Genomic DNA, 17,052 nt, shown 5'->3' with positions numbered 1-17,052 from the left:
GCTTTGCTCCTTGTTGCGGTGTCAGTTGGCGCTGGACGCCGGTTGCGTGGTCTGGGCGGGTGCGGTGGCCGGCGCTGAGGCCGGGCCGGCGTTTTTGCCGGCGCCGCGGCCGGTTTCGGCCGGCGTAGGCTGCAGGGCCCAGGCGGAGGCGGCCAGGAAGCCCAGCCCAAGCGCGGCCAGGGTGAGATAGGTGGCGGGGAAGCCCATCAGGTCGTAGCTCTTTCCCACCAGCGGCGACAGGATGGCCAGGCCCAGCGAGTGGCCGAAGCTCACGCCCACCATGTACAGCGTGGAGGCCAGCCGGTTGTCGAAGTGGCAGGCGATGTAGCGGAAGATGGACACCACCAGGATCGGCAGCTCCACCGAGTGCAGCATCTTCAGCGCGGAGATGGACAGCGGGCCCACGGCCAGGCCGGAACCGGCGATCCGCACCAGCATGATGGAGCCGGCCAGCAGCAGGCCGTTCTTGGCGCCGATGCGCTTGACCAGCAGCGGCGACAGGAACAGGCCGCACGCTTCGATGAAGATCTGCGCCGAGTTCAGGTAGCCGAACATGGCGGCGCCGGTTTTCGGGTCCGGGAACAGTGACGTGAAGTAGCTGGGGAACTGCTGGTCGAACACCAGGTAGATATTGGTCACGCCCAGCACGAACACCATGAAGCGCCAGAACTTCGGGTCGCGCAGCAGGCCGAGCGCGTCGGCCAGGCGCACGCTGTTGGCGGCGGCCGTGTCGGCGCCGTCGTCGCGGGTGCGCCACAGCAGCAGCATGGCCAGCATGGCCACGCCGGCGGTGGAGGCGAGGAAGAAGTTGATGCTGGGGTTGATGTTGTAGATGCGGCCCGAGAACATGGCGGCGCTGGCGAATCCCAGCGATCCCCACAGCCTGACGCGGCTGTATTCGAAGCCGTGGCGGCGGCCGATGCGGTCCACGTACGATTCGATGGCGTAGCTGCCGGCGATGAAGGTGACGCCCAGGTAGATCCCGCCCACGATGGCGCCCAGCACCACGTTGGCGCGCAGCAGCGGCCCGTAGACAAACAGGAAGAACACCCCGCACAGGGCGCACAGCGCGCTCACCACCCACAGGATGTGCTTGCGCGTGCCGATGCGGTCGGACACGAAGCCGTAGATGGGCTGCGAGCACATGGCGGCGACGAAGTTGGCGGCGAAGACGATGCCGGTCTCGGTGCCGCTCAGCTGCAAGGTGGTGCGCAGCCACAGCGCCAGCAGCGAGATGCTCATGGCCTGGGCGAAGAAATACACGTACACAAAGGTACTGAGGAAGCGGTAATGCGCCTGGCGGGTGTTCATTTGTCTTGTCTCCTTACGATTCCGGCGTCAGCCAGATGGCCTGGCCGCCGGACGGCAGCAGCTCGGCTTCGATGACCGAGTCTGCGTTGACGCGGCGCTTGCTGACGCCGACTTTTGTTTTGGTGGGGGCGGCCGCATCGTCCGCGTATATCGTCGCGGTGTAGTGGCGGCCCGGTTCCAGGAAGTCCAGCTTCACGCTGGCCTTGCGTGCGCTATTGTTGGTGATGGTGCCCACGAACCAGTCCTGCCCCTTGCGGCGGGCGGTGCTGACGAACTGGCCCGGCGCGCCCTGCAGCAGCTTGCTGTCGTCCCAAGTGGTGGGAATGCGGTCCCAGAACGCCAGTTCCGGTTCGTCGGCCGACATCTCCGGCTTGTCGTACCAGTACAGCGTTTGCAGCGGGCTGTAATAGATGGCGGCGAGCGCCAGCTGGTGCGCGTGGGTGGTCTTGATGCGCGGATCGTAGTAGCAGATGGTGTAGTCCGCCGCGCCGGCCAGGAAGCGCGTGAACGGCAGCACGGTGTTGTGCGTGGCGTCCGGAATTTCCTCGTTGCCGCGTATGCCTTCGGAGGTCATCAGGTTGGGCCAGGTGCGCTGTTCGCCGGTGGGGCGCCAGTCGTCGTGGATGTTGACCATCAGGCCGGCGTCGGCGGCCTGGCGCACGGCTTTTTCCAGCCACGTGGTCCAGCGGTGCGAACCCACCTGCACGAAACCGAACTTCACGCCTTTCACGCCCCATTGCTTGTAGGTCCGGAACAGGGTGTCGCCCTGCGCCAGCAGCGCCTGCTGGTTCACGTACAGCCACACGCCCACGCCCTTGCCGGCTGCGTAGCGGATGATTTCGGGCAGGTCGAAGTCCGGGATGGCCACCCTGGTGGCATCGGAATCGAAGGAGAAGGCCGGGCCGTACCACTTCCAGTCGAACAGGATGTACTGCAGCTTGCGTTTGGCGGCGAAGTCGATATTGGCCTTGGCGCTGGCGGTGGTCTGCGTCATCACCCGCATGATCTTGCCGGGCTTGATCCAGTCCGCGCCGGGGAGGGCCGAGGGCGGGTTCAGGTTGAGGATGAAGTGGCTGTTGTCGGCCAGCGCGCCGGCCGTTTCCGCCACCATGATGCCGCGCCACGGCGTGGCGAAGGGGGAGATCAGGTCGGCCGGGTCGTGCATGGAGGTGACCAGGGTGTTAGGCTTGGTCTTGTGCAGCCTGAACTTGGTGCGCGAGTAGTCCACCATGTTCGCTTCCAGCAGCGCCACGTGGATACGGCCCAGCACCTCCAGCGTGAGCGGGCGCTCCGATTCGTCCGGCCAGTTGGCCAGCGGCAGCAGCTGGTAGGGGGCCTGCGCCCAGCCGTGGAACCAGGCCTTGGTCTCGACCGGGAAGGCGAACTCGGTGTTCTCCTGCACCACGCGGTAGTAGGTGCCTTTTTCGTTTTCCGGGAACGCGAAGCGGAAAGCCACGCCTTCGTTGTAGGCGCGCACCTCCAGCGACAGCGGATAGATGGGGTTGTCGTCCTTGACCATGTTCACCGTCATCTGGTTGTAATGGTCGCGGATGGCGGCGCGCTCGCCGGTCTGCGGGGTCCAGGTGCTGTCGTGCGCAGCGTGCCGGATGCCGGTGACGGCCAGGTTGTCGAACCATTTGGCCTGCTTGTCCACCTTGAGCGCCATCGCGCTTTCCGACAGGTGGTTGTCCAGCTGAAGGTCGAGCAGCGAATCGAGGATGATGGTCTTGTGCTTGTAGGTGACGCGGTAGTACAGCTCGCGCTTGCCGGCGGCATTGGCCTTCTGGTAGAACACGAAGTTCAGGTTCTTGTCGGGCGAGGCCACGCTGGCCTGGCCCGGCTGCTCGTTGACCTGGGCCGCGGCGGCCCCCTGCAGCAGCAGGGCTGCGATGAAAAGCAGGATGGATTTCATGCGGCGTTGCTCCCCGGTGAGGAGGATATCAGTTGCATCACCTGCTGCAAGGTGGGCGGCGTGGCGCCCGCTGCCGTGCAGGCCGCCGCGCCGGCAGCCACGGCGAAGCCCAGGTGGCCCTCCAGCGTTTCGGCCGGCCGCGCGATGAAGCTGTAGAGCAGCGCGCCGATGCTGGCATCGCCCGCGCCCACCGTATCCACCACGCTGATTTTCGGCGCCGGCGCGCTCCAGCTGCTGGCGCCCTGGTAGATGCGCGCGCCGTGTTCGCCGCGCGTGTACAGGTAGATGGCGTCCGGGTTGAGGGCGCGCAGGGAGGCGAAGGCCTGCTCCGCGTCGCTGCAGCGGAACAGGCCGCGCAAGTCCTCGTCCGACACCTTGATGACGTCTGCCAGCGCGGCCATGCGCTGCAGCACGGCGTCGTAGCGCTGGTCCATCAGGGCGCGGAAGTTGGGATCGTAACTGATGGACACGCCGTGCAGCTTGAGCTCCTCGGCCAGCGCCAGCAGCTTGCCGGCCAGCGGCTCGCGCGCCAGGCTGATGCCGCCGAAATGCACCCAGCGCGCGCCCGCCTGCCAGCCCTGCGGCAGCTGCGCGGCGTCGAAATGCAGGTCGGCGCTGTCGTCGCCGACGAAGAAGTAGGCCGGCGGATCGAGTTCATGCACCACCGCCAGCAGCGGCGACTTGTCCAGCTGCTGCAGGAAGCGGCCATCCAGCCCGGCGGCGGCATTGGCCTCGGCCAGCCGCGCGCCGAACACGTCGCGGCTGATGGCGCCTGCGAAGGCGCTGGGCAGGCCCAGGCTGGCGACCACGCGCGCCACGTTCCAGGTGGAGCCGCCCACCAGGCTGCGCCAGCCGTCCGGGCCGGTGCGTATGAGGTCGGTCAGCGCCTCGCCGGCGGCGACGAAGGCGGGGAAGTTTTGGTTCATTTCACGCGTCCAGGAGCGGTGGGGGCAGCAGGATCGATCACGTTCAGTACCTCGTAGCACGCGCCCATTGTATGGTAGTCGACCTTGCCGGCGGGGCTTTTCTCGGCGCTGATCTTGCGGTTGTCGGGCGTGAGGATGCGATACCAGGCGCCGTGGCGGTGGTCCACCATGTGCTCCCAGCTGTAGGCCCAGATCCTGTCGTACCAGTCCCAGTAGCGCTGCTCGCCGGTGCGCGCGGCCAGCACGGCGGCGGCGGCCAGGCTTTCGGCCTGCACCCAGAAGTATTTGTCGCCGTCGCAGATCTCGTCCTGCGGGCCGAAGCCGTAGTGGATGCCGCCGTGCCGGCCGTCCCAGGCCTTGTCCAGCGCCAGGTCGAACAGCTGCGTGGCGCGCGGCGCCAGCCAGTCCGAGGGACCGGCCATGGCGGCGGCGTGGCGTTCCATGATCAGCAGCAGCTTGGCCCACTCGGTGAAGTGGCCGGGCTGGTAGCCCCATGGGCGGAAGATGTTGCTCTTGTCCTCGCGGTTGTAGTCCCAGTCCACCGACCAGTCGGCGCGGTAGTGTTCCCAGATCATGCCGCCGGCCAGCGCGGCCTGGCGCACGGTGATGTTGTGGGCCAGCAGTTCGGCGCGGTGCAGGTAGCGCTGCTCGCCGGAGGCCTCGTAGGCTGCCAGCATGGCTTCGCAGGCGTGCATATTGGCGTTCTGGCCGCGGTAGCCGTCCAGCAAGGACCAGTCGGCGCTGGCCTGGTCGGCGTACAGGCCGTGCTGCGCCTGCCAGAAGCGGCGCTCCATCAGCGCAAAGGTCTCGTCCATCCAGCCGCGCGCTTCCTCGATGCCGGCCGCCAGCGCGTGCGCGTAGGCCAGCAGGACGAAGGCCAGGCCGTAGCAGTGGTTGTCGCCGTCGAGCACGCGCCTGGCGCCATCCTTCCATTCCAGCTGCCAGGCGTAGCCGCCGGTGTGCGGGTCGCGGTGGGCGTCGCGCAGGAAGGCCACGCCGTGGCGCAGCGCTTCCAGGTAGGACGCGTCGCCGAACTGGCGGTAGGCCATGGCGTAGTTGAATACGAAGCGCGTGCTGCTCACCAGGTGGCGCGTGCTGTGGTCGTAGATAGTGCCGTCGTCCAGGTAGAAGTGGTAGAAGCCGCCGCTGGGATCGATGTTGTGCGGGTGGTAGAACTGCATGGTGTGCGCGATGTGCGACAGCAGCATGTCGCGGGAGCGGAAGTTCGGTTGCATGGTGTACTCGTCAGGATAGGTTGGGGTCGGCCTGGTGCCAGGCCGCGATGCGGTAGTGCGTTTGCCAGGGCTGCTGCGGCGACAGCGCCACGCCGAGGCGGTCGGCCAGCGGATGGCCGGCCGGGGCCCGGGCCACCCGGCCCAGGTCAAACAGGCTGTTGACCGGTTCGGCGGCGACCGCAAAGTGGCGGCTCAGCCAGGGGAAGTGGATGCGGCCGCCGTTGCTGACCCATAGCATGAGGTCCGGCAGCTGCGCGGTGTCCCACCACATGCCGACGCTGGCCGCGTAGTCGAGGTAATGCAGCGCGAACGGCGCGCTGCCGCCGCCGATGCCGCCACCGGCGCCGGCCGGGGCGGGCGCCTGCACGCCGCGCACTTGCAGCAGTTCCTCGCTGGGGCCGGGCAGCGGCAGGCGGCTCAGGTCCAGCGGGCCGTCGGCGCCTGCCATGCGGGCCAGGCTGTCGGAACGGGTGTCCGGGCGCAGGCGCGAGATGGCGCCGGGCGCGTTGGTGGGGTAGCTGTGCACGCCCTCATGGGCGCCCAGCTGCACTTGCACCCGGCCGGCCGCCGGCGGCAGGCGGAAGGTGGGGTGCAGGCCTGCCGGCAGACGCGTTTCCCTGCGGGCGTGCACGATGAGGGTGAGGTTCAGCGCCGGCGCGTGCGGATCGGCGGCGATGATGCGTTCGATGCGCGCTACGGCCGATTCTGCCGGGTAGTCGATGGCCAAGTGCAGGCGCAGCGGCGTGGCTTCGACGCAGTGCCAGGCGTGGTTGGCGGCGTAGCCGTGGTCCCACTGGTTGGCGGCAGCGTGCGTGGGCCAGTCCGGCGGCAGGTCCTGCGGCCGGTCGGCGCGGCCGAAGGGCACGCAGGGCCATTCGCCGCGCAGGCGCCGCAGGATGCCGGGCAGCTTGTCGGCGGCGGTCATGCCGTACCAGGGCGCCACGTGCATGATGTCGAAATCGCGGCCGTCCTCCAGGCGCAGCGTGACGGGGCCCAGCATGCCGCCCAGCGGCTGCACTTCGGCGCTGCCGTGCTCCCATTGCAGTCTCCACGGGCGGCTCATGCGGCGCTCCCGGCGTGGCGCGCCACGGCGCGTGCTTTAGCGGCGGACATCGAGCACTCCCGTCATGGCCGCCTGCACTTGCGCGGCGCTGGCCAGGTTGAAGTCGCCCGCGATGCCGTGTTTCAGGCCGGCGGCGGCCAGGCCGAACTGCAGCGTGTCGGCGTGCGCCCAGCCGCTGTGCAGGCCGTGCAGCACGCCGGCGGCGAAGGCGTCGCCGGTGCCGATGCGGTCGACGATGCCGTCCAGCTCCACGGCCGGCGCGGCAAACGCGGCGGCGCGGGTGTGCAGGGTGGCGGCCAGGGTGTGGCGCGTGGCGCTGTGCTGGGTACGCACGGTGGCGGCCAGGGCGCCCAGCTTGGGGAAGGCGGCGAAGGCGGCGGCCGCGGCGCCGGCGCGCAGGTCCTGGCCGGGCGCCGGCTCGCGGGCCAGGTCGGGCCGCGCCAGCACCAGGGCGATGTCGCGCTGGTCTGCGAAGGCCAGGTCGGCGTGGCGCATCAGTTCGTGCAGCACTGCGGCGCCGTCCTGGCCCTGCGCGGCCCACATGGAGGCGCGGTAGTTGCCGTCGAAGGCCACGCGCACGCCCAGCGCACTGGCGGCGCGCACGGCCGCCAGCACCGCCTCGGCGGCATCCGGCCCGATGGCGGGCGTGACGCCGGACACGTGCAGCCAGTCCGCGCCGTCCAGCAGGGCGGCCCAGTCATGCAGGCCCGGGCGGGCTTCGGCGAACACCGAGCCGGCGCGGTCGTAGATGATGTCGGACGGCCGCGTGACGGCGCCCGGCGTGAGGAAGTACAAACCCATGCGGCCCGGACCGAAGGCGATGCCGCCCGTGTCCACGCCGTGGCCACGCAGCACATTGCGCGCGGCGTGGCCCAGCGCGTTGTCCGGCAGGGCGCTCACCATGGCGGCGCGGTGGCCGAACTGCGCCAGCGAGACCGCCACATTGGCTTCGGCGCCGCCGACGCACACGTCCAGGCCGGGCGATTGCAGCAGCATTTCGCCTGCCGGCGCGGACAGGCGCAGCAGCACTTCGCCGAAGCATACGATACGCCCCATCATCGCGCCAGCCATCCGCCGTCCACCGGCAGCACGATGCCGTGCACGTAGTCGCTGGCCCGGCTGGCCAGGAACACGGCCGCGCCGCCCAGGTCGGAGGGCTGGCCCCAGCGGCCGGCCGGGATGCGCGCCAGGATGGATGCGCTGCGCTCCGGGTCCGCCATCAGGGCGGCGGTATTGTTGGTGTCGAAGTAGCCCGGCGCCAGCGCGTTGACGTTGATGCCTTTCGCGGCCCACTCGTTAGCCAGCGCCTTGGTCAGCCCGGCCACCGCGCTCTTGCTGGCGGTGTAGGCGGGCACCCGGATGCCGCCCTGGAAAGACAGCAGGGAAGCCACGTTGATGATCTTGCCGCCGCCTTGCTGCGCCATGTGGGCAGCCGCCGCCTGGGACAGGAAGAACACTGACTTGAGGTTGGTGTTGATGACGGCGTCCCAGTCTTCCTCGGTCACGTCCAGGCTGTCCGCGCGGCGGATGATGCCGGCGTTGTTGACCAGGATGTCCAGCCGGCCATGCGGGGATACGGCCAGCGCGGCGGCGACCACGCCTTGTGCCGGGGCGGCGCCGGACAGGTCGGCCTCGATGAAGTGGAAGCGGCGGCCGGCGGCGGCCACCTGAGCGGCGGTGGCGGCGGCGTCGCTGCGGCCGACAGCCACGATGTCGGCGCCGGCTTGCGCCAGCGCCACGGCGATGCCCTGGCCCAGGCCCGTGTTGGCGCCGGTGACGAGGGCGGTGCGGCCCTCCAGGTTGAACAGTTCAGACATGGCGCCTCCTTATTTCAACTGGCAGATGTCGAGCACGTTCATGTCGGTGTAGTCGAGGTTTTCCCCGCCCATGGCCCAGATGAAGGCGTAATTGGCGGTGCCCGAGCCCATGTGGATGGACCATGGCGGCGACACCACGGCTTCCTCGTTGGCCACAATGATGTGGCGCGCCGAATCCGGCTCTCCCATAAAGTGGAATACGCGCTCGCTTTCCTTCAGGTCGAAGTAGAAATACACTTCGGAGCGGCGGTCGTGCACGTGCGGCGGCATGGTGTTCCACACGCTGCCCGTCTTCAGGATGGTGAGGCCGAGCAGCAGCTGCGCGGACTGGCACACGCCGGGAATGACGTACTGGTAGATGGTGCGCGCGTTGGATGTTTCGGCGCTGCCGCGTTCCAGCGGCACGGCTTCGGCGTTGGAGATCTTCTTCACCTCAAAGCGCACGTGGGCCGGCGTGGAGGCGAGGTAGAAGCGCGCGGGCTGCGCCGCGTCCAGCGATTCGAATGTAACATCCTGCGTGCCCATGGGCAGGTAGAGCCCGTCGCGCGGGGCCAGTTCGTAGGCGGTGCCGTCCACGGTGACGCGGCCGGTGCCGCCCGAGACGTTGATGACACCCATTTCGCGCCGCACCAGGTAAGGCTGGCCGGCCGCCGAGGCGGGCTCGGTGTGGCGCGGCAGGGAAACGGGGCCGCTCACCGGCGCGGCGCCGCCGATCACGAAACGCTCATGGTGGGAGTAATTCAGTTGCACGCTGTCCGCAACGAACAGGTTTCCGATCAGGTAACGCTCACGCAGCTGATCGTTGCTGACATGGGCCATCATGTCGGGGTGGGTGGCGTGGTAAGTCTTTTCGTACATTGCGGTCTCCATGCTGCGCTTCAAAACGCTTGCGATCTGTTATCGATAACAACTATAATACCCATGTCGGCAGAAAATGCCAAGCAGAACAAACATAACGAGAACAACGAGAGAGACGGATGATCAGGAAGCTAATACTGCTGCTGATGGCCACCGGAGCAGGGTTTGCCCTCGCTGCCGAGCCAGCCGCCGGGCCTTGGTCTGCGGACTTGGGCGACGGCCATTACCGCAACCCCATCCTGCATGCCGACTATTCCGACCCGGACGTGATCCGCGTGGGCGAGATGTTCTATATGACCTCGTCCAGCTTCAGCAACGCGCCCGGCCTGCCGCTGCTGCAGTCGAGCGACATGGTGAACTGGGAGCTGGTGGGCCACGCGCTGCCGCAGCTGCCGCCGGCGCAGTTCTTCGCCGTGCCGCAGCCGGGCAAGGGCGTGTGGGCGCCGGCCCTGCGCCACCACGATGGAAAATTCTGGATCTTCTACCCGGACCCCGACGTTGGCATCTATGTGATGACGGCCGAAAAATTCGCCGGACCGTGGAGCGCGCCGCGCCTGATCCTGGCCGGCAAGGGCATCATCGACCCGGCCCCCCTGTGGGACGACGACGGCAAGGCCTGGCTGGTGCACGGCTGGGCCAGGAGCCGCTCCGGCATCCACAACATCCTTACCCTGCGCAGCATGGCGCCGGACGGCAGCAGGCTGCTGGACGAGAAGGGCAGGGATATCATCGACGGCGAAAAGCTGCCGGGCTACTTCACCATTGAAGGGCCCAAGCTGCACAAGGCGCACGGCTATTACTATGTGTTCGCGCCGGCCGGCGGCGTGGAAAACGGCTGGCAGTCGGTGTTCCGCTCGCGCAGCATCGAAGGCCCGTACGAAGACCGCATTGTCATGGCGCAGGGCATGTCGGCGGTGAACGGCCCGCACCAGGGCGCGTGGGTGGACGGCACCGATGGGCGCGACTGGTTCTACCATTTCCAGGACAAGGGCGCGTACGGCCGCGTGGTGCACCTGCAGCCCATGCGCTGGCAGGACGGCTGGCCGGTGATCGGCGAAGACCGCGACGGCGACGGCGTGGGCGAGCCCGTCATGCGGCACGCCAAATCGGCGGGCCGCGACCGGGGCGTGCTGGTTCCGGCCACCACGGACGAATTCACCGGCAAGGCGCTGGGCCTGCAATGGCAATGGAACGCCAACTATCTGCCGTCATGGGCCTCGCTGGCGGCGCGGCCGGGCTATCTGCGCCTGCCCGCACAGCCGATGGCCGATGGCGCCAACCTGCGCGAAGTGCCGTCCGTGCTGACGCAGAAGTTCCCCGCGCCGGTGTTCGGCGTGGACACCAGCATCACGCTTGGCGGTGCAGGCGGCGCAGGCGGCGCACATGAGACAAGCGGCCAGCGCACAGGCCAGCGTGCAGGCTTGATTGTGCTGGGCATCCGCTACGCGTGGGTGGGCCTGCGCCGCGAAGGCGCTGCGCTGCAGCTGGTACGCGCCGTCTGCGAAGCACCGGCCCCGGCAAAATGCGTGGAACGCAGCGAGGTGCTGGCCACCTTGCCCGGCACCGCAGCCACCGCCTACCTGCGCGTGCGGGTGGACGCCGACGCCGTGGCGCAGTTCTCCTACAGCCTGGATAACAAGGATTTCATCCCCGCCGGCCAGCCGTTCAAGGCCAGCGTGGGGCGCTGGGTAGGCGCGCAGCTTGGCCTGTTCAGCACAGTGCCCGCGACAGCGGGCGGCAAGAAGAACGCCTGGGCGGACGTAGACTACTTCCGCATCACGCCCTGAGCGGCGACTATAACAAGGAGACAAAGTGATCCATCGATTCATTCGCATGCTTGGCACGGGCCTGGGGGCTATCGTGGCCGCCAGTGTGGCCGCAGCGGCCGTGCCGGCGGCGGCAGCAACAGCCGCGCAGAACGCCCTGCAGGTCCATCCCTTCCCGGAAGCCATGCGCTACTCCCACCACAACGACGACTACACCGTGCGCGTGCGCACGCCCGGCGGCGTGTGGCAGGACCTGTACGAATACAACGTGAAGGTGGACCTGGACAAGCCGGTCAAGGACGCCTCCATGGTCTACTTCAATTTCGACGGCAGCGTGGAAGTGGCGGTCCAGAAGAATAATGGCAACGTCTCGAAGGTGGCTGTGCGCCCGGCAGCGCGCGGCATCAAGCCCGTCGTGAAGGGGAATATCGCTTACTTCACGCTGAACCGTGCGGAAAACCTGAGCGTGGAATTCGACGGCGACCGCCACCACAACCTGCACCTGTTCACCCACGCCATCCGCAAGGACATGCCGCGCCCGGCGGTTCCCGTCACCGGCATGAGCACCGGCAAAGGCGTCGCGCCCGATCTCACCCAGCCGGTGGTCTACTTCGGCCCCGGGCTATACGAAGGCGAGTTCAAGGTGCGCTCCAACAGCACGGTCTACATCGACGGCGCCGCCGTGCTGAAAAACCCGCTCATCATCGACGCCGTGGAAAACGTGAAGGTCTACAGCGACGGCGTGTTCATGGGCGCCAGCCAGCTCCAGATCCGCAATTCGCGCAATGTGCTGATCGACGGCCCCATCTTCGTCAACCAGCCCGAGGGCACCATGCGCTGCATCACCTCGCAGGACCTGGAAGAGCGCAGCATCCGCACCATCGGCGGCGGCCAGTGGTCCGACGGCCTGGGTCACTTCGCCTGCGAGCGGGTGAAGATCTCGGACAGCTTCATCCGCACCTCCGACGACTGCATCACCCTGTACAACCACCGCTGGGATATCTGGGGCAACACGCGCGACATCAGCGTGAAGGACACCACCCTGTGGGCAGACGTGGCGCACGCCGTCATGATCGGCATCCACGGCAACACGCCCACGCCGGCGCATCCGGAAGCCGAGGTGCTGGAGCGTATCCGCTTCAGCAATATCGACATCCTGGAGCACGACGAGGACGACCCGGAATACGAAGGCGCCATCGGCATCATGGCCGGCGACGACAACCTGGTGCGCGACGTCACCTTCGAGGACATCCGCGTCGAGCGCATCGAAGAGGGCAAGCTGTTCAACCTGCACATCGCCTACACGCCCAAGTACAACACCAGCCCGGGGCGCGGCATTGAAAATATCACGCTGCGCAACATCAGCTACAGCGGCGAGGGCTCGCCCAGCGCGTCGGTCATCTACGGCCACGACGCCAGCCGCAAGGTGCGCAACATCGTCATCGACAACGTGACCGTTGGCGGCCGCAAGCTGACCGGCCCCGAAGCGAACCTGCTCAACATCGGCCCACATGTGGAAGGAGTGCAGTTCAAATGACCATGAAACGATCCGCCCTGGCGCTGGTGTTTGCCGCCTTCGCTGCCGCGCTGGCCGCGCCGCTCTGCGCCCAGACGCTGCTGAGCAAGAACTTCAGCGCCGACCCCTCGCCGCACTACTTCAACGGCAAATACTACGTCTACGCCACGGACGACCAGAACAACTCCGGCGAGAAGTGGGACTCCACCTCCTGGCGCCTGCTGGTGTCGAGCGACCTGGCACGCTGGGAAGACAAGGGCCCCTTCCTGCCCGCCACGGTGTTCAAGTGGGCGGCGGCGGGCGCCAACGCCTGGGCGCCGGAAGCGCTGGAATACAAGGGCAAGTACTACTTCTTCGCGCCGGTGAACCAGACCGAGATCGGCCTGGCGGTGAGCGACAAGCCGGAAGGCCCCTTCGTGGACGCGCTGGGCAAGCCGCTGGTGGACAAGGCGCGTGACGCCAACGCCGGCGACGAGCCTATCGATCCTGCCGTGTTCGTGGACACGGACGGCCGTATCTATATGTACTTTGGCACGCGGGTGCCCAAGGTGGTGGAACTGGCGCCCGACCTGGGCGGCACCAGGGGCCCGATCCGGGACGTGGCGGTGAGCGGCTTCCCGGCCGCCAGCAAGCCCTATGGCGAAGCGCCGTTCCTGCACCGGCATAACGGCGCCTACTACTTCTCGTTCTCCACCGGCTGGCCCGGGCAGATCGTCTACGCCACCGGCAGCTCGCCGCTGGGGCCCTTCAGCTATAAGGGCGTGCTGATCGACTACCTGAAGATCTCCACCAACCACCACGCGATCCTTGAGCAGGGCGGCAAGACGCTGCTGTTCTATCACGACAATGCGCTGCCGGGCGGCGGCAGCCACAAGCGCTCGATCCTGATGCAGGAAATCCGCTACGACGCCGACGGCAACATGCTGCGCTAGCGCTCTACCGTTCTCCGGAGCCGGGCGGCGCGGTTTTTTCCTCTTTCCGCGTTGCCTGTTCCCTCTTTGCCCGCTTACTCGCGTAAGCGGGTTTTTTTTGCCCGGCGATACCGGGGGCGCCGCCGCAAGCGCCGTGCCGCGAAACACCGTGCCGCGAAACACCGTCCGAACGCTCGCGATGAGCTTTTTTCCTTCGGGCTATGCTGGATTTAGTTAAAAATGTAATAGCTCATGTAAAAAAATATATACGTGCCGCTGGCCGAAGACGGTTACGCTCCCGGGATACTCCACTACTTGTATCTCTGCCATGGTTACTACCTCCCCAATCAAGATCGGCCTGGTCGGCCTGGGTAAAATCGCCGTCGACCAGCATATCCCCGCCATCCGCGCCAATCCCGGCTTCGAGCTGGTGGCCGGCTGCTCGCCGCACGCGCGCCCGGACGGCATTACCGCCTACAACGACATGGCCGGCATGCTGGCCGCCCACCCCGAAATCGAAGCGCTGGCCATCTGCACGCCGCCGCAGGTGCGGCACCGCATCGCCAAGGAGGCGCTGGCCAGCGGCCGCCACGTGTTCCTGGAAAAGCCCCCCGGCGCCACGCTGGGCGAGGCCGAAGCGCTGCGCGCCTTCGCGGCGGAAAAGGGCAAGACCCTGCTGGCCAGCTGGCATTCGCGCTTTGCGCCGGCGGTAGGCGCCACGCGCGACTGGATCGCGCAGCATGAGCTCAAGAGCATGCACATCGTATGGAAGGAAAACGTGCGCCAGTGGCACCCGGGCCAGGCCTGGATCTTCGCGCCGGGCGGCATGGGTGTGTTCGACCCGGGCATCAATGCCCTGTCCATCCTCACCGCCGTAGCCGGCGACGCGGTAATCGTCAAGCAGGCGGACCTGCATATCCCGGTCAATTGCGACGCGCCCATCGAAGTGCACCTGGACATGGTGACTGCCCACGGCGGTGTGCCGGTACGCGCCGATTTTGACTTCCTGCAGGAGAACCTGCAAACCTGGAGCATCTACGCCGAAGCGCTGGACGGCGGCAAGCTGGCGCTGCACATGGGCGGCACCACGCTGGAGATCGACGGCAAGACCGTGCTGCAGGAGCCGGAGCGCGAATACCCTGGCCTGTACGCGCACTTCCACGCGCTGGTCTCCGGCGGCAAGACCGACGCCGACTTCGCGCCGCTGCGCATCGTCGCGGACGCCTTCATGCTGGGCAAACGCATCGCTGCTCCAGAGTACGTTGAGTAAGCGCGGCCCGGCTAAGCGGGAATTCAGCCCCCGGCGCAGGACCTTCATGGTGTCGGCCGGCCTGGCCGCCGCCTTTCCCGCACTGGCGCAGGCCACCGTGGTGGCGCAGTCCCGCGGAGGCCGAGAGAACCTGAGCCTGTGGTACGACAGGCCCGCCGCGCCGTGGGTGGAAGCCCTGCCGGTCGGGAACGGCCGCCTGGGCGCCATGGTGTTCGGCCGCATGGCGCAGGAGCGCATCCAGCTCAACGAGGACACGCTGTACGCGGGCGGCCCGTACGACCCGAACAACCCCGCCTCGCTGGAGGCGCTGCCCCAGGTCCGCGCGCTGATCGCGCAGGAGCGTTTCAAGGAGGCTGCGGACCTCGCCGAAGCGGCTATGTTCGCCAAGCCGATGAAGCAGATGCCCTACGGCGCGGCCGGCGACCTGCTGCTCGATTTCGTCGGCGTGGACGGCGGCGCGGCCTACCGCCGCTCGCTGGACCTGGCCACGGCAGTGGCCAGCACCCGTTTCACCGTCGGCAAGGCGGAGCATACGCGCGAGGTCTTCGCGAGCGCGCCGGACCAGGTGGTGGTGATGCGCCTGACGGCCTTGGGCGGCGCCACGCTGGATTTCGACCTGGGCTACCGCCATCCCATGCACGTGAAGTATGGCCAGGTGCGCGCCGCCACGGCGGACGACAGCCAGTATCTTGAAACGCTGGAGGCCGGCAAGCGCCCGGCCTCGCTGTCGATTGCGGCGGACGGCGCAGGCGCGCTGCTGATCCAGGGAGGGAATGAAGCGTCGAGCGGCATCCCCGCCGCGCTGCGCTACGCGGTGCGGGTCCAGGCCGTGGGCGACGGCAAGATCGCCGTCGCTGGCGACCGCTTGCAAGTGCGCGGTGCGAAGGAGGTGACACTGCTGGTGGGCGCGGCCACCAGCTATGTGAGCTATGCCGACGTCAGCGGCGACCCGGTGGTGGCCGTGCGCAACCACACCAGCGCCGCTGCGCGCCAGCCATACACGCGGCTCAAGGCGGCCCATATCAAGGCCCACCAGGCGCTGTTCGGCCGTTTGTCGATCCGCCTCGGCGCCGCCGCTGGCGTGGCGGCAGCGCCAGCCGCGCGCCCGACCGACCAGCGCATCGCCGCCGCCGAAACGGCCGCCGATCCCGGCCTGGCCGCGCTGTACGTGCAGTACGCGCGCTACCTGCTGCTGTCCTCCTCGCGCGCCGGCAGCCAGCCGGCCAACCTGCAGGGCATCTGGAACGAGGGGAACAACCCGCCGTGGGGCTCGAAGTACACCATCAACATCAACACACAGATGAACTACTGGCCGGCGGAAGCGGCCAACCTCGGCGAGTGCGTGGAGCCGGTGCTGCGCATGGTGGAAGAGCTGGCGGTCACCGGCGCCGTCGCCGCCCGCAAGGGCTACGGCGCGCGCGGCTGGGTGGTGCACCACAATACCGACCTGTGGCGCGCGGCCGCGCCCATCGACGGCGCCAAGTGGGGCATGTGGCCCTGCGGCGGCGCCTGGCTGTGCAAAACGCTGTGGGACCACTACGAGTACCTGCCAGCCCAGCCGGACCAGGCCTACCTGCGCCGCATCTATCCGCTGCTGAAAGGCGCGTCCCTGTTCTTCATGGACACCCTGGTGGAGGACGGCAAGGGACGCGGCCTGGTGACCTCGCCCTCGCTCTCGCCTGAGAACGCGCACCATCCCGGCGTGGCGATCTGCGCCGGCCCGGCCATGGACCGCCAGATCGTGCGCGACCTGTTCGCATGGACGCTGCAGGCGCACCGGCTGCTCAAGGAAGGCGACCAGGACTTCGCCGCCGCGCTGGAAACCATGCGCGCACGCCTGCCGGCCGACCGCGTCGGCGCGCAGGGCCAGCTGCAGGAATGGCTGGAAGACTGGGACGGGCAGGCGCCCGAGCAGCGGCACCGGCACGTATCGCACCTGTACGGCGTTTACCCCAGCGAGCAGATCAACGTGCGCGACACGCCGGCCCTGGTGGCGGCGGCGCAGGTAACGCTCAACACGCGGGGTGACAAGTCCACCGGCTGGGCCACGGCCTGGCGGCTGGCGCTGTGGGCGCGCATGGGGCAGGGCGAGCGCGCCTATGCCGTCCTGCTTGGCCTGCTGGGGCCGGAGCGCACCTATCCCAACATGTTCGACGCGCACCCGCCGTTCCAGATCGACGGCAACTTCGGCGGCACGGCGGGCATACTGGAAATGCTGGTGCAGTCCTGGGGCGGCGAGATCCTGCTGCTGCCGGCCTTGCCGAAAGCCTGGCCCGACGGCGCGCTACACGGCGTGCGCGTGCGCGGCGGCATGGAGCTGGACCTGGAGTGGCAGGGTGGACGCATGAGGCGCCTGGCTATCAGGGGCGCGCCGCACGCCAAGGCCGCGCTGCGCTACGGAGCGGACCTGCTGCCAGTCACGCTGGACGGGAAGGGCGTCTACCGGCGGGCTTTCTGACGCTTGCTT

At 68.0% G+C, this 17,052-nt stretch carries 13 protein-coding genes; 5 read left to right on the top strand and 8 right to left on the bottom strand.

The features are described from left to right. Nucleotides 1-21: 21 nt before the first annotated feature. From ASC94_RS15380 to kduI, 8 genes are read right to left on the bottom strand one after another with little or no spacing between them, the layout of a single operon-like run. On the bottom strand, nt 22-1,311 hold the full coding sequence (locus ASC94_RS15380; protein WP_056396388.1) for an oligosaccharide MFS transporter: 1,290 nt from the start codon (nt 1,309-1,311) through the stop codon (nt 22-24). Between the two features lie 13 nt (nt 1,312-1,324). Further along, the gene (locus ASC94_RS15375; RefSeq protein WP_056396386.1) at nt 1,325-3,223 is read right to left on the bottom strand and encodes a glycoside hydrolase family 97 protein; all 1,899 of its coding nucleotides are present in this window, start codon (nt 3,221-3,223) and stop codon (nt 1,325-1,327) included. Beyond that, complete coding sequence (locus ASC94_RS15370) at nt 3,220-4,149, bottom strand: carbohydrate kinase (protein ID WP_056396383.1); 930 nt, start codon at nt 4,147-4,149, stop codon at nt 3,220-3,222. Before ASC94_RS15370 ends, ASC94_RS15375 begins: the two co-directional genes overlap by 4 nt. Continuing rightward, a complete protein-coding gene (locus ASC94_RS15365; protein WP_056396380.1) occupies nt 4,146-5,384 on the bottom strand; it encodes an AGE family epimerase/isomerase in 1,239 nt (412 codons plus the stop codon). The genes ASC94_RS15370 and ASC94_RS15365 overlap by 4 nt, the downstream gene beginning before the upstream one ends. A gap of 10 nt (nt 5,385-5,394) precedes the next feature. Further along, complete coding sequence (locus ASC94_RS15360; protein ID WP_056396375.1) at nt 5,395-6,447, bottom strand: hypothetical protein; 1,053 nt, start codon at nt 6,445-6,447, stop codon at nt 5,395-5,397. A gap of 36 nt (nt 6,448-6,483) precedes the next feature. After that, complete coding sequence (locus ASC94_RS15355) at nt 6,484-7,506, bottom strand: sugar kinase (protein ID WP_056398001.1); 1,023 nt, start codon at nt 7,504-7,506, stop codon at nt 6,484-6,486. Next, complete coding sequence (gene kduD, locus ASC94_RS15350; RefSeq protein ID WP_056396372.1) at nt 7,503-8,264, bottom strand: 2-dehydro-3-deoxy-D-gluconate 5-dehydrogenase KduD; 762 nt, start codon at nt 8,262-8,264, stop codon at nt 7,503-7,505. The genes ASC94_RS15355 and kduD overlap by 4 nt, the downstream gene beginning before the upstream one ends. A 9-nt stretch (nt 8,265-8,273) precedes the next feature. Then, nucleotides 8,274-9,122, bottom strand: a complete 849-nt coding sequence (kduI, locus tag ASC94_RS15345) for a 5-dehydro-4-deoxy-D-glucuronate isomerase (protein ID WP_056396367.1) — start codon at nt 9,120-9,122, stop codon at nt 8,274-8,276. 119 nt (nt 9,123-9,241) lie between these two features. Between kduI and ASC94_RS15340 the strand changes: the two genes are divergently transcribed. The 5 genes from ASC94_RS15340 (at nt 9,242) to ASC94_RS15320 (ending at nt 17,043) form a co-directional block, all read left to right on the top strand. Continuing rightward, nucleotides 9,242-10,909, top strand: a complete 1,668-nt coding sequence (locus ASC94_RS15340) for a glycoside hydrolase 43 family protein (protein ID WP_082616552.1) — start codon at nt 9,242-9,244, stop codon at nt 10,907-10,909. A 25-nt stretch (nt 10,910-10,934) separates the two neighbouring features. Beyond that, complete coding sequence (locus tag ASC94_RS15335) at nt 10,935-12,425, top strand: glycosyl hydrolase family 28 protein (protein WP_200955708.1); 1,491 nt, start codon at nt 10,935-10,937, stop codon at nt 12,423-12,425. Continuing rightward, nucleotides 12,422-13,336, top strand: a complete 915-nt coding sequence (locus ASC94_RS15330) for a family 43 glycosylhydrolase (protein WP_056396361.1) — start codon at nt 12,422-12,424, stop codon at nt 13,334-13,336. Before ASC94_RS15335 ends, ASC94_RS15330 begins: the two co-directional genes overlap by 4 nt. Nucleotides 13,337-13,643: 307 nt before the next feature. Then, nucleotides 13,644-14,585, top strand: coding sequence for a Gfo/Idh/MocA family protein (locus ASC94_RS15325; protein WP_056396357.1), 942 nt, complete (start codon nt 13,644-13,646; stop codon nt 14,583-14,585). Nucleotides 14,586-14,631: 46 nt separating this feature from the next. After that, nucleotides 14,632-17,043: a glycoside hydrolase N-terminal domain-containing protein gene (locus ASC94_RS15320; protein ID WP_056396356.1), complete on the top strand. Its 2,412-nt coding sequence runs from the start codon at nt 14,632-14,634 to the stop codon at nt 17,041-17,043. Nucleotides 17,044-17,052 lie beyond the last annotated feature (9 nt).

This window comes from Massilia sp. Root418, assembly GCF_001425265.1.
GTDB lineage: Bacteria > Pseudomonadota > Gammaproteobacteria > Burkholderiales > Burkholderiaceae_D > Rugamonas.
The sequence above is the reverse complement of the archived record's forward strand: the minus strand, read 5'-3'. Positions and strand labels throughout refer to the sequence as shown.